The sequence below is a fragment of the Yersinia antarctica genome, from assembly GCF_056636475.1.
The window spans coordinates 1867080-1881789 of record NZ_JBSJQF010000001.1; the positions used below are offsets into that span (position 1 = coordinate 1867080).

Genomic DNA, 14710 nt, shown 5'->3' on the forward strand with positions numbered 1-14710 from the left:
GTTATCTCTATAACTGGGCACCGTCTGGATTATCATCACGGCTGGACTACAAATGATAATTCGTGGAGATGTTGGTGCCATAATCATTAACCACGTTCAGCGTCAGCACTTCGCCCTTTTTGGCCTTAACCCCAGCGGGTAAGGCTAAATCAGTGGTCGAATTGGGCGAGAACATCTCACTGGTGGCGAACGAAATCGTTTTCCCATCACTGACCAATTTGGCATCACGCAGGCTGATATAATAACCCGTCGGGTTACTTATCTTGATTTTATCACCGCTAGTGCCATCCAGAGTAACGCGTATCTTTTCACCTAATGTATCGACATTTTCTTTTAATGCCGCAGGGCGGTAAAAAACTTTCATTCGGTTATTAACGATCAAAACCAGTTTGTTTTCGGTCTGCTTATCTGCTTTTAACGCGGGGATCTGCAAGAAGTTAAGATAGAAAACTGATTCACGATCTTTGGGTAAATGGCGCTCAATATATGACAACCGTACCACTTGCCCACTTTGGGCTTCCATACGGAATATCTGTGGTGTCAGTGTGAAAGGGACATCACTTTTTGATGGTGAAGACTGGTTATTACCGTCGTCCATCCATAATTGGACTAAATTCGGATGGTCATCTTTGTTACTGAGCTGTATTACTTTTTCCCGCGTACCTTCGGGATAAATAATACGAGTACCGGTCATGACAACACTGGCTTGCGTCCATAAGGGTACGCCGCTGAGCAGCAGCAACGAGCAGGCGATCATTCTGTGGGCAATCAGTGTCATAGCAATTACTTATCCTTGATACTTCTGGTTTGTTTCGGCTTCGTTACCGATTGGCAACGTATTCATGATATGGCTTGGATCTCATGAATAGTCAGGGATAGGTGATCGCGTATTGTGCGGAAGCAATAACGCTCCCGGCGGTCGCACGACCTTCTTCCGTAATATATTGAGCCGCCAGATCCTGTGATGCTGAGGTTGCACCGGCGACCAAGGTGATCCCCGGTACTTCAACACTGCCACCAGACATGCGAATTGGGGCACCATTGGTATCAAGTAACTGAATAGCAACATTTTGAGCTGTACCCACATTGCCCAAATTACCCGCCGAAGTGACGTTCATCCCCTGAAAAACCGAACTGATCTTGGTGTCTTGAATGGCGATATTGCAGCCGGTTAGGTTAATCGTAAAATTGGTTTTACCTGCAACTGAATTAACTTGATTCAGGTTGCTGGTCGAAACTGTTGGTAACAAAACTACCGGGGTGTTAGCTGTGCCATTGATATCCACCATGCAAGTCTGTTCGGCTACCTCTCCCTGAAACTTGATAGTGTTATTTGAGGTTGCAGCTAACGCCATACCCGGCAGGGTAAGTAGCACCAACGTCATTAGAGTCTTTCCCATTTAATTCCTACTTAATTTTATAATTTATATTTCGTTGTACGGAGACCTCTAGCATTCATCACAATGAGCGATCATTAAGTTGAATAAAGTCAGCCGCGATTGAGCTGTGCTATTTGGTATCCGGGCCGAGGCTAGTGTAGGGGGAAATAGAGACAGATAAAATGAGAGGCGTCCTTGTTTTATATGTGAAATTTCCCACAAAAGGTGTAGGAACTTAGTCGATTAAAAAAAGTAAAAACTATAAATTATTTTAATTTCAATATCTTATGTTGTTTATTTTAATTAAATATGAAATTGTGTTTTTGCTATCACGCAGGAATGATTACTTGATAAATAAAAAAGCCCACCAAGTATGTACTGGCGGGCTTTAGATGAAAGCACTCTTTAAATATTTATTTAATCGGGGGTATCGCTATCTATTTCGGCATATGAGGCAACCAGCTTAACTAATAACTGATTAGTCTCCGTTAACTGTTTCAGATAGTCTGCTCCAAGTGAAATGACTGCTGGCCTATCATGAGCGAGTAACAGGGATTCGAATTTGATACAACAATCTACCAGATCTTGCGCATCAATCAGTTGTACCGCGCCTTTGATCCGGTGCACCAACGTTGCCATTTCGTTATAAATATCGCTAGCATTCGTACTGCTATCATCCGTTATCAGATGGTCAAACAGTTTCGTTAGCGCGGCAGTATCCTGCACATTGCTTTCCAGCAACGATTGTAATAACTGCAACTCTACCTCAGCTCTGCCACCCGAGAGCGATTTCAATTTATCTTGTGCTGCGACAATAGGGGGCTGTTGCATTTTTGGGGTCTCACTGTTGTCCGCGGCTGAGTTCCTATTTTCCTGATGGCTCATCTCCATCGCATTGGGACCATCGTCGCCGGTAGTGTGATGATAATTCGCCTCGACATCGTTACCGACAATCTGTTGATGGAGCAAAACAGTGCGTAAGGTGTCAATAGTCACCGGTTTAACCATGCAATCATTCATACCAGCATCAGAACAGCGAGTTACGCTCTCTTCCCGCGCATCTGCGGTACAGCCAATGATTATCATCTCCTTCATTGCCGGACTATTGCGGATATGGGCGGCAAGTTCATAGCCATTCATCAGCGGCATGTTGTAATCGGTGATGACGATATCAAAACTGTAATGTTGCAATATTTTCCAGGCTTCTGCGCCATTTTCTGCGCTCATCACCTGTTCGATGCCGATAAAGGCCAATTGCTGCTGAAGTAACTGGCGGTTGGCCGGAAGGTCATCCACCACCAGAACACGTAGATTTTTCAACTGGTCCAACTGCTTTTCATCGGCATGCAGAATAGTCGCATCTGGCGGTAAATCCTCAGCAGTGGCAATCTCCAGTGGTAAAGTAATAAACAAACTGGTGCCTTTGCCGAGCTGGCTTTCCAAGCTGATTTGCCCGCCCATTTTATGAATCAATTGATGGCAGATCCAAAGCCCTAGCCCTGAGCCGCCAAAACGGGGTGATTTACCTTCATTCGCCTGGCTAAAGGGTTGGAACAGCGTGGCCTGTGCCGCTGGAGAAATACCAATACCGGTATCGGTAATATCGATATTCATTACGCCATGCTTATCATCCGTCGGCTCCCAAGTCACATCCACCGAAACACTACCTTGTTCGGTAAATTTCAACGCGTTACCTAACAGATTACCCATCACTTGTCGCACTCTGAGCATATCTGCCATCAGCAGGTGAGGGATTTGGTCATCCAGCCAACCCGAGAATTGAAGCCCACGCTCATCGGCGATGGGTTGATAGATAGTCAGCATCCGTTCCATTTCCTGGCGGAAATCTACCACCGCAGTGTGAACACTCAGTTGGCCGGCTTCAATTTTGGCAGAGTCGATGATGTCATCAAGCAGTAACATCAACGATTGAGCTGATTTGGACACGGTAATCAGTGTATCTTTATCAACCGGCTGGGAGCTGCGGATCTCCAGCTCCAATAAGCCCATAATGGCGTACATTGGCGTTCGCAGTTCATGACTGATTGTGGCAAGGAACGTACTCTTGGTCCGGTTGGCGCTTTCGGCTTCGACACGGGCCGCTTCTAACTCACGCTCAACGGTTTTACGTTGGCTAATGTCCAGCCAGCCGCCCAGTAAACTGCGTTCGGCATTGTCCAGTGGAATAATCCATAGGAAGATATCCCGTAGCTCACCATTGATTTCAAGAGATAAATCCACCATTTGTGGTTTTCTGTCCTGTAATACATAACGACAGTATTTATCTATCTCGCGATCAAGCGGACTGGTCATCGGCCAGTTGGCTTGTTCAATATCCTGATTGAGCAAATCGTGAAGCTTATCTTGGTGAGCCGCAGCAAAGTGGCTGTTATAAACGGCTAACTCGGCATTGGTTGTACGAATAAAGACCGCAAAGGGCAATGCATTGATAATCGATTCTTGCTGTAGCAAACGGGCATGTAGCAACTTGGCCTGGCGGCGCTTATTGAACACCAGATAGCACAGGTATAGACCGAAGACCAACAATAGCCCTGAACTTATTTTCAACGCCATCATCAGCCATTCATTATCTGATGAGTCTTCATCAAAACTTATTGGCTTAGGCTTGAAGGTACTCCATTCACTAATTAAGTTGTCTAACTCTTCTGGTGGAATAGATTCAATTACTTTATCAATAATGGCTTTTAATTCGGGCAGGTCTGGGCGGATGGCAAATGCCATCATCAGCGGTTCTTCACCTGCAACCGCGACCGTTTTTATATTCGGGCTAAAATTCTGAGCTGACAGGTAGTTGGCGGTCATCATATTCTTAACGACAGCATCCACTTTACCTTGCTGCAACCAACGCACCAGTGTCATGGTATCCGGGGCTTGGACAAAGGTAATCTTTTGAGCTAACAGGGGGTTACCAATAATCCCGCCAGAAGCACTACCCGCTTGTATCCCCACGCGCTTTCCTGCTAGATCTGCCACATTGTTGATATCCAGGCGATCTTCGCGCGTCAATATTCCCCATAAGGATTGAGCTACTGGTGAGGAGTAAAGGTTGTTACCATACATACCGTTGCGAACGGCTACAATCGGCAGTAAATCGGTTTTACCGGCGATAAAATCACGCACCCCTTCACCGGTATCTTTGGTATAAACCGGTTCAAATTTAATCCCGGTTCGGCGCGCGATAATATCGATAAGATCGACTGAGAAACCGGCCATTTGTCCGGTTTGACGATCGCGGAATATCAGTGGTGCCAGATCAAGTGGGGCGACATAAGTCACCACCGGATGGTGCTGAATCCAGCTCACCTCTTGTTCGGTCAACAGTAACTTGGCATCAATATTGTAATGATGTTTGCTACCAAACCAGCGTTGCTGAATATCACCGGTCGCGCGGGTCGGTAATAATTCTAAAATCTGATTAATGTAGTCAATCAGCTTTTGATTACTTTCCCTCGCCAGGAATGTGTAAGGGGCAGGGTGATAAGGCGCAAAGTTACGAATTTGCAACGTCAGCAATTGTAACTGATCAATCAGATAGTTAGCTGTTGTGGCATTCGCGACAAAGACATCGGCATTACCATAGGCGACAGCCAACAACCCCTGCAATTGGTTGGGGTAGGCAACAATTTTATCGGCATGATAATTAAATAAAAACTCAGGGGAGAGTGGCTCGTTATTAACGATAGCCACCGTTTCTGGGTGGGTACGTTTGGTCGGGTCCCAATTTTTGCTGCGAACTTCGACATGCCGGTTGGTAAAGAAGGCATGGGAAGCTATCAGCCCCGGCTGAGGGGGCATAGGTGTCCCGGCCATTAAGTCAATCTGGCCATTTTCCAATGCATTCAAAACTAACCCGTAATCGCAATAACCGATCATCTGGAAAGATAATTGGCTGGCATCACTGATTATTTTCAGGTAATCCGCAACAATACCTTCAATGGCATTATCATCACGGTTAACGACAAAAGGAGTATTGGCATCCATGACCACCCCCACTTTCACCGTGCGCCGGCTTGATTGGCGAGTGTCAGTGGAAGGTGTCAGTAATAGGTCTTCACTGTAGCTATTAGCGATACTGTGTATCGTCAATGGCTGCCCAGTATCGCACCCCTGACGACCGGTCATCATTGCGGCATTAAGCTGCCCGCTAAGCAACAGCAAACAGTAAAGAAGAATTCGCAAAGATAACCTACTCGGTAAAGATAAGATTGCCCGTGGTAAACCTGAGCCGCCTGAATTATACCAAATTATGGGTATGCGCATAATCTGCCAGTTCAATTACGGAACTTAGCCCTAATTTGGTCAAGATGCGGGTTTTATAGGTACTGACAGTTTTGTTACTGATAAACATTTCGTCGGCAATCTGTTTATTTGACAAACCATTCACCAGATAACGTAAAACATTAATTTCTCGTTCTGACAACAACCGCGCCCGATTGACAGGATCATGGCTGGAAGGTTGCCCGGCTAATTGGGTCAACGTTTCAGAGGGGAAGAAAGAATACCCACGTAATACGTTCTGTGCAGCAAAAAGAATTTCGCTAATATCTTTATTTTTACTGATGAAACCGTTGGCACCGGCCTGTAATGCCCGTACCGCAAAAACTTGCTCATTCTTGGCGGACAAGAATAATGATTTGCCTGTAAATCCACGTTGCTGTAGTTTTTTCAACAATGAGAAACCATCGAAGTTAGGTAACTCAATATCGATAATAACCAGATCAACAGGGTTGTTTTTTAAAATCTCTAAGGCTTCACTGCCATCAACCGATTCGTAAATGGTTGAAAATTCGTTACTTTGTGATAGTAATGCACGAATGGCGACACGAATAGCCGGGTGGTCATCAACTATCATCACTGATTTTGTCATGTTCTCTCCGTAAATCGTTATATCTTGGGATTCGCAGAGTTAATTCACTGCTCCTCACTCGCACCGATCGACTCCAAATGATTACCCAAGACGAGATAAACAAGAACCACGCTGCCGATGCCCAAAGTACTATTTCGGTGATTCTAATCTCTAATTATAGATTATCAAGAAAAGATTCTTACTCATGTATAGCCCGCTGAAGTCAACTCATCACCGCAACCTTATTCTGCCTAGTGAATTGATTATAAACGAATTAGGAATTTTTTTATTAAATTTAAAATAGATTATTCAGAAAAACAGAGAAGAAATAGTTAATTTATAATTCCAAATGTAAATATATACGACTTTTCAGAGTAGGGTGTAGGAAACTTCTATAATCTATTGTGTGGGTTATTCTAGTATGAATATCAGGGAGATAGGTCCTATCTGATAATGGTTTGCGGATGGTAACCTAATGCAATTAATGATAATACATTAACTATCGCAAAACTGCGGCGGAGCGTGAATCTACAGGATTAAAATAAAAAGCCCGCTTAGTTGCCTAAGCGGGCTTCTTTAATTTGGCTCCTCTGACTGGACTCGAACCAGTGACATACGGATTAACAGTCCGCCGTTCTACCGACTGAACTACAGAGGAATCGTGTGAACGGGGCGAATAATAGCGGGGTATGAGGAACATGTCAAAGGGGAAACAGTAAATTTGGATTGTTTGCTTACAGTTTGCGCAACTTATTGAGAATTTTGGCTTTTAGCTCAATCCTTGCGCAAAAAACGGCCGATTGTTTAACGAAAGAGCGAGCAACGTATTGTTACGCTGCTCGCCAACAAGTCTACTGGGGCGTATCAGCCAGAACAAACATGCCATAGGGATGGATTTGCAAATAATAACTGTCACCGGGGGCGGGTTGCAGTTGTGTGGCATTTACTTGCAATAGCAAAGATTGACCTTGCCAATCCACCAGTACCTCATATTGCGGCCCCATATAAGCCACTTTATTAATAGTACACCGCTGGCTTGGCTCACCTTGCTGACTTAGCGTGATAGCCTCTGGTCGTACACCTACGGTGGACTGTTGCCGTTGGGCGGCAAATCCCTGTGGTTTAGGAATGTGATAACCGAAGATTTCAACGCTACTGCTGTGAATAGTGGCTGGAAAGACGTTAGCGTCACCCATGAAACTGGCCATAAAATGCGAGGCGGGATGGCGATACAGTTCTTGTGGCGCACCAATTTGCATTATTTTACCTTTATTCATCACCAGCACGGTATCAGACACGGCAAAGGCTTCACTTTGGTCGTGGGTAACATACAGCGAGGTAATATTAAACTGCTGCTGCAATTCTCGAATTTTATCACGCATGCTGCGGCGCAAATTAGCATCCAGATTACTGAGCGGTTCATCAAAAAGCAGCACTTTAGGTTTGAGGATTAGTGCCCTTGCCAGCGCAACACGTTGCTGCTGCCCACCGGATATTTGATCCACGAAGCGATCGGCAAAGCCGTCTAAATCTACTAACGCTAAGGCTTCTTGTACACGATCTCGAATCTCATCTTTCGGCAGGCCCAGCATTTTCAGACCATAGCCAATGTTTTCGCCCAGTGACATGTGCGGGAACAAGGCATAGGACTGGAATACCATGCAGATATCCCGTTGCTGGATAGATCGGTCAGTCACATCTTCACCATCGATAAAGATTTGTCCACCGGACGGTTTTTCTAGCCCGGCAACCAGCCGTAATACCGTGGTTTTACCACAACCCGATGGCCCCAGCAGGGTGACCATTTCCCCTTTAGGGATAGCCAGATTGAGACTGTCAATCACGATATTGCTACCAAAACGCTTGGTGACGTGTTTTAGCTCGACGAAATGTTTCTTATCGCCAGTGGCTGTCTTTTGCTCTGACAGATTATTTTGAGTAGATACTGTATTTATAGTAGACATAGCATTCAGCCTTATCAGTACGTCATTATTCAGCATTACTGGCTTTCGAGCGGGCAGTACGCGCTTCGCCAACCAGATAATCAAACAGGAAGATGATGGCGAGCATGACCACAATCAGAATCGAACCATAAGCGATGGCAATACCGTATTCGCCATCTTCCACCCGGTTAAGGATGTAAGAGGTGGCGACCCGTGTATCAGGTGTTACCAGGAAGACGATGGCACTGACGGTAGTCATGGCGCGCACAAAACTGTAAATCAGCGCCGATAGAATCGCCGGGCGTAGCAACGGCAGTAGAATATAAATCACCGTACGCAGCGAACCCGCCCGCAGACTAAGTGATGCCTCATCCAATGATTTATCCAGTTGTCCCAGCCCGGCAATCCCCGCGCGTATCCCTACCGGCACATTACGCATCACCATAGAGATAATAACGATGGCGGCAGTACCGGTCAGGTACACCGGGGCACTGTTAAAGGCCAGAATATAGGACACCCCCGCGACCGTACCCGGTACCGCGAAGCACAACATGGTGCTGAATTCGATGGTTTTTTTACCACGGAACTGTTGGCGCACCACGATATAGGCAATCAGCAGACCAAAGGCGGCGGTGATAGGGGCAGCAATACCCGCATAGAGCAGCGTATCGAGCAGAGAAGGCCATGCGCCGTCACTGAAACCTTGACCAAATAGCTGATTAAAGTTATTCAGCGTCAGGGTGTAATCGACCCCCCAGTTGACGGTGAAACTGCCGTAGAAAATGCTGCCATACAGTAAGACGTTAAAGGCAATCCACACATACAGCATGGCGGTGGTGCCCCACACCAGTGATACCGGTAATGGCTGGACATCGCCCCGAGAAGACTTACCAGAAATGGTGACGTAAGAGCGTTTACCTATCCACATATACTGAATGCAGAAGATAAACAGTGAAAACATCAGCAAGATAACCCCCAGCGTGGAGGCTGCTGGATAGTCAAGTTGTGCACCAGTGATATAGAAGTAGATTTGGGTAGCCAGCACGTCAAAGTTACCACCCAACACTAATGGGTTACTGAAATCAGCCAGTGATTGCACAATGACGATTAGGAATGAGTTGGCCAATGCCGGTTTTAGCAAGGGTAAAAACACCTGCATAAAGGTCTGCCAACGGCTGGCCCGCAAGGTATAAGAGGCTTCCTCCAGCGACGGGTGGATAGTTTTGATTGCGCCATCGAGGATCATAAATGACATCGGCGTAAAGGCTAAAACTTGTGCCAGCCAGATGCCGGTGAAGCCATATAACCAGTTGGTATTGGTCAGTCCGAACCAAGTGACCATCAACTCTGTCACATAGCCGGAGCGGCCCATCATCAAGGTTACACCCAGCCCGACGACAAAGGGTGGGGTAACAATAGGCAGAATTGAGAAGATGCGCCCCAGCAAAGCGGAGCGTTTGGCAATACGCGTGGTATAGATAGCCAGCACCATACCGAAAAAGGTACAACCTATGCCAACCGCCACCGACAGCAGGAACGAATTCCAGATAACTTGCAGGATATGCGCTTGACCGAGGATTGCCATAAACTGCCACGGTGCAAAAGCGCCACTCTCATCGGTAAAGATCGGGATAAAAATGGCAATACTGGGGAACAGAATAAAAACGGTGATCAGGGCAATGATAGTCACCAGTGATCCGAGTACAAAACGGTCACCACCCAGCCATTCAAGGCGCGCCAGCGCCAGAGTAATGATTGCCCCCAGAGCGATAAACAGCCCGATAGTGGCAAATCCTAACCCGCGCCCGAGCCAGGCTGAGCTTACCACCACCAGCAGTGCGCAGAATAAGGCATAGCCTGCATCAAACAGATGGCGGTAGCGATGTTCGCGACCAACGGGTGACAATGGCCTGAAAAGCAGCAGTAACGGCAGGCCAAACCACAGCGTACTGATATTAAGGCCAGACCAACCATAAGAGGCCAGTAGCTCCGAACGACTGGCCTCAAGCAGGCCGTAATCCAGGCTAAACGCGGGCAATAGGGCAAAAGCAGCCACGGCGAAAGCCAGCCAATAGAAAATAGCATCCCGTGTCTGCGGGAGCCGCAGAGCATGTGCATGTGTCATGGTGTTCCCCAGATACCCTTTGTCCCTGGCGTTACAGCAATGTTCGCTTACCTTGCGAACCGGCATAAATGCTATGCAAACCGGTCCCCGACCGATCTGTTATTCATTTGCTGCCTTGCTGCAACGCCAATGACTCGGTTATAGAAATAAATTATTTATATGAGTCGGAGTCCTTTGTGGGCTTTTATTGGCCCATCTTGACGTCGTTGACCCACTTGGTGATCAGCTTCTTACGCATTTCTGTGGCACCATAAGTGTCCATGTCGTAGTTAATCAGCTTCAGATCATCCAACTTGAGCGAGTTAGGTGAGGTTGCCGCCGTGGTATTGGTCAGAATCTGGTAGGACTGGCCCTTCTGCCATGCCAGTTCTTGTGCCTCTTTTGACAACACCCAATCAACAAATAACTTGGCATTATCCAGATTACGAGCGCCCTTTAGGATACTGACTCCGCCGATTTCATAGCCGGAACCCTCACATGGCGAGATCAATTTCAACGGTGCACCTTTCTCTTTTTCCAGCGAGTAGTCGTGCAGGAAGCCAATACCAATTGTGGTTTCGCCACGGGCAGCATTCCGGGCCGGGGCAATACCGGATTTGGTGTATTGCGACACGTTGGCATTCAGTTTTTTCAGGTAATCGAAGGCGGCATCTTCACCCCATAATTGTGAAAAAGTTGCCAACGCGGTGTAGGCGGTACCGGAGCTTTGTGGATCAGCAATCTGAATTTCACCTTTGTAAACTGGGTTGGTCAGGTCTTTCCAACATTTTGGCTCTGGCAGACCTTTTTCTTTCAAGCGGTCGGTATTCACGCCCATGCCTAAAATGCCGATGTAAACCGCTGAAGAGTAGTTACCTTTGCGTTTGGCCGGATCACGGAACTGCGGCATTATTTGCGCCAGATTAGGTGACTGGTAAGGATAGAGCAGGTCCATTTCACCCGCTTGAGATTGTGGATCCAGAGTGCCGCCATACCAAACATCGGCCTGCGGGTTCTTTTTCTCAGCATCCACTTTGGCCAGCGTGCTGCCGGAACCATTACGAATAAAGCTGGTTTTTACATCGTATTTTGCCCCAAAGGCTTTGGCTTCTTCTTCACACATCGCATTGGTGGCACTGCAATAAATCACCAGACGGCCTTCGGCTTTGGCGACAGTAGTCAAGGCGCTCAGGGCGAGGCCGGCGGCAATCAGAACTGAGAGTGGTGCGAGTTTCATAACATTATCCTTTTATCCCTTTTTGTCGCCGATACGGGGTGACAGGTCGGGCTGATGTTGTAGGGTAGAGGTCGTGCTGACTTCACGTAACGTACTGTTTTATTTTCTTTTTTAGGTGCTACTCACCTGCGTTCCATTGCGGGCTAAAGATTATCTTTATCTTGTGGGGCGAATCTCTTTTGCGCGGGTTCCAACCCCGACAAATTCATACCGGTCATTAATAGCGGCATTAATAGCAACCCAACCCCGGCTGATGCCAACGTCAGTAAGGCAAAAAAGCCTTGCCAGCCATAATGTTGCAATACTTGCGCCAGTGGCCATCCCGCGAGTGCTGCACCGAGGTAGGCAAATAATCCGAGAAATCCAGTGACCGTACCGGCGGCGTCTTTATGGGTATATTCCGTTGCCGCCAATCCAATGAGCATTTGCGGCCCGAAAACAAAAAAACCGATACTGAAAAATGTCACTGACAGCAGCGGATAGTTATGTACCGGTGCCAACCACAGCGCGGTCATAGTCAGAAATAACCCCAGCGCGAATAACAAAATCATCGGTGCCCGCTGACCACGAAATAACAGATCTGATCCCCAGCCAGCAAACAGCGCGCCAAATAATCCACCTAACTCAAATAACGACAACGTGGCATTGGCACTGAGCAAATTGACCCCATGGCTCTCCGCCAGCCAGATATTGCCCCAGTCGTTGAGAGCAATGCGGATCAAATAGACCAGCACATAAGAGACCCCCAGCAACCAGATGGTGCGATTACCTAAAATGGCATCACGTAAAATACGCCCCATCGGCATCGGCGGGCTTTGTTGCTCCTGCCATTGATCCTGTGGATCGCGCCGCCATTGGCCGATAGTCGGCAAACCTTGCTGTTGCGGCTTATCGCACAACTGCCAGCACAGCCAAATCCCTAATACGATGCCTATCGCACCCGGTACCAGTAGTGCGGCTTGCCAGCCATAGTGCGAAGCCAGAAAGGCAGACAGCAGAGGCACTGCCGCCCCCCCGATGCTGATAGAGGTATTCCAGCATCCCCACCAGCTACCGCGCTCACTGCGTGAATACCATGTGCTGAGCAATTTGGCGCATGGCGGCCAGCCCCATCCCTGAAAGAAGCCATTCAAGGTCCACACAATTAACAGTGCGGGTAGGGTGTGGCATAGGGTGAACACCACATTCAGCACCCCGGTCATCATCAGGCCGATGCCCATAATCCAGCGGGCTTGAGTCCGGTCGCTGACGATACCGGAGACAAATTTAGAACCGCCGTAAGCCAGGTAAAACAGGGTGCCGAGTAAGCCGATATCCCCTTTGTCCAACCCCAGTTCCAGTTGCATCACTGGCATCGCGTAATTGACACTTTTACGCGTTAAATAAAAGGCGGCGTAACCCATCACCATGGCGGCCATCAGGCGCGGCCGCCAATAGCGATAACGCGCATTCACCTGTTCCGGCGTCAAAGGCTCGGGGGGTAAAGTCTTCGACGACGTGTGCGATGCAGGCATGGATTCCTCCAGTAAGTGAGTTGAGTGTAGGGAAGGTGAAAGTGAAAGAGATGAGACAAGGTTTTAGGCGGCTAGGAATAATGCTTATTTATGAAGACTTTTGATTCAATTTTGTGGGCAGGTTCACAGTGTCATTACTGCGGACGTGAGTGGGTAGATTGACCACCACCCGGGTACCTAGCCGGCGTTGCAGTAACCAGTCTCCCCCCAGTGCGCGCACCCGTTCTTCAATGCCACGCAGGCCAAAACCACCTCCAGGCGGTTGTACCGGAATACCCATGCCATCATCGCGCACGTCCAGCGTGATGATATTGTTACCGATGCGCAGGCTGACGTGAATATTGTGTGCCTTGGCATGCTTATTAATATTGTTCAATAACTCCTGCACCAATCGATACAGGGTGAATATCACTGCATCTTCACCAGGGTTGGGTGGCAGCGCATAATCCAGTTGGAAGTTGATACCTTGCTCGGCAAAAGCAAATTCTTCAGCCAGATGGTGCAGTGCTTGATCCAGCGGCATTTCATCCAGAACTGGCGGACGTAACTGGCGTAACAGTTGGCGCGTGGTTTGATGAATACGTTGCGACAGGGTGCTTATCTGATTTGCTGCGGATTGCGCTGCCGCGGAGGGGGCGCTGCGGTTGACTAACATCGCCTGGATTTGAATTGCAGTGATATTCTGACCAATCTCATCATGCAACTCGCGTGCAATCTCTTTGCGCACATCCTCCTCGGTATGCACCAACCGCTCCATTAGTTTGCGGCGAGTTTGTAATTCTTGTTCTAACTGATTGCGGTAACGGTGCAGATGTTGTGTCAGTTGCTGCTGACGGCTGATAGCTATACCCAGCGTCATCCCCAGCAGGGCTTGGGTCGAGAGGAACAGCTCCAGTTCCGCCAGGTCATGAAACGCGCCACTGGCCTGACGGGTGACTGTTATCATCAGGCTGCCTAATACCGCAGCCAATACCCCCCCTTGCCAACCGAATTTGTAAGCCATAAACACATTGGGCAGAAAAACAAAAATCAGCAACAGGCGCTCCATATTCGGCGTAATAGCAACCTGTATACACACGCCAATGGCAAAAATAAGCGAGCACCAAATCAGTAGCGAGGTACGCAGCGGCGGATCGGGCATCTGTTGGGAAAACAGGTTACGGATGTGCTGCTGCTTTAAATATTCATAGATAAGATAGGTAAAGGGGACTAGCAAAATACCGCCGGTAAAGGTGGCAAGCAGGGTCTGCGTTAACGATAAAGGTAGCCAAAAACCCAGTACGAAGCCGTGCAGTAAGCTGTTGCCCGTCACCGCAGTGAGTAAAAGTAACAGCCGTTGCCAATAAAGGGTGTAGTGATGCCAGAAACGTTGACTCAGCCAGGCGGGCAATAAACTCAGCGCCGATGAAAGCACAATTAAGGCCGTAACTTGTAACTTTTCGCTATACAACCACCACAACATCCCAGATTCGGCCAGCAGCAGTACCGGCCAATAACGGCGAGGTAGCAGAATCATTAAGGCCAGCCGTAGCCCTTGCGGCAGCAGTAAAACGGCGTGTAAACCGTCATTACTGAGATAAAAACTGATGGTCCACAGGGCGAGCCAACTCAGAGAATAGAAGATGGTCAGAAACAGCGATAGCCCCACCGACCGTAGCTGCAACAT

9 protein-coding genes and 1 tRNA gene are annotated in these 14710 nt (G+C 47.9%); all 10 read right to left on the reverse strand.

Going from position 1 to position 14710, the window contains the following annotated elements; all coding sequences use genetic code 11:
- Nucleotides 1-46 precede the first annotated feature (46 nt).
- Nucleotides 47-778, reverse strand: a complete 732-nt coding sequence (locus tag ACWJJO_RS08645; protein ID WP_083159225.1) for a fimbrial biogenesis chaperone — start codon at nucleotides 776-778, stop codon at nucleotides 47-49.
- 91 nt (nucleotides 779-869) lie between these two features.
- A complete protein-coding gene (locus tag ACWJJO_RS08650) occupies nucleotides 870-1400 on the reverse strand; it encodes a fimbrial protein (protein WP_083159224.1) in 531 nt (176 codons plus the stop codon).
- A gap of 396 nt (nucleotides 1401-1796) precedes the next feature.
- On the reverse strand, nucleotides 1797-5555 hold the full coding sequence (locus tag ACWJJO_RS08655; RefSeq protein ID WP_481091574.1) for an ATP-binding protein: 3759 nt from the start codon (nucleotides 5553-5555) through the stop codon (nucleotides 1797-1799).
- A 79-nt stretch (nucleotides 5556-5634) separates the two neighbouring features.
- Nucleotides 5635-6267 carry a response regulator gene (locus tag ACWJJO_RS08660; protein ID WP_004705218.1) on the reverse strand — a complete coding sequence of 211 codons (633 nt, stop codon included), beginning with the start codon at nucleotides 6265-6267 and terminating at the stop codon, nucleotides 5635-5637.
- A gap of 561 nt (nucleotides 6268-6828) precedes the next feature.
- Nucleotides 6829-6904, reverse strand: a tRNA-Asn gene (locus tag ACWJJO_RS08665).
- A gap of 193 nt (nucleotides 6905-7097) precedes the next feature.
- A complete protein-coding gene (fbpC, locus tag ACWJJO_RS08670) occupies nucleotides 7098-8210 on the reverse strand; it encodes a ferric ABC transporter ATP-binding protein (RefSeq protein WP_442851032.1) in 1113 nt (370 codons plus the stop codon).
- Between the two features lie 25 nt (nucleotides 8211-8235).
- Complete coding sequence (locus ACWJJO_RS08675; RefSeq protein ID WP_083159222.1) at nucleotides 8236-10314, reverse strand: ABC transporter permease; 2079 nt, start codon at nucleotides 10312-10314, stop codon at nucleotides 8236-8238.
- A 184-nt stretch (nucleotides 10315-10498) separates the two neighbouring features.
- Nucleotides 10499-11530: an ABC transporter substrate-binding protein gene (locus tag ACWJJO_RS08680; RefSeq protein WP_083159221.1), complete on the reverse strand. Its 1032-nt coding sequence runs from the start codon at nucleotides 11528-11530 to the stop codon at nucleotides 10499-10501.
- Nucleotides 11531-11673: 143 nt separating this feature from the next.
- Entirely contained in the window at nucleotides 11674-13044 is a 1371-nt protein-coding gene (gene uhpC, locus ACWJJO_RS08685; RefSeq protein WP_420072055.1) for an MFS transporter family glucose-6-phosphate receptor UhpC, read from the reverse strand.
- 88 nt (nucleotides 13045-13132) lie between these two features.
- On the reverse strand, nucleotides 13133-14710 hold the full coding sequence (locus tag ACWJJO_RS08690) for an MASE1 domain-containing sensor histidine kinase (protein ID WP_420073674.1): 1578 nt from the start codon (nucleotides 14708-14710) through the stop codon (nucleotides 13133-13135).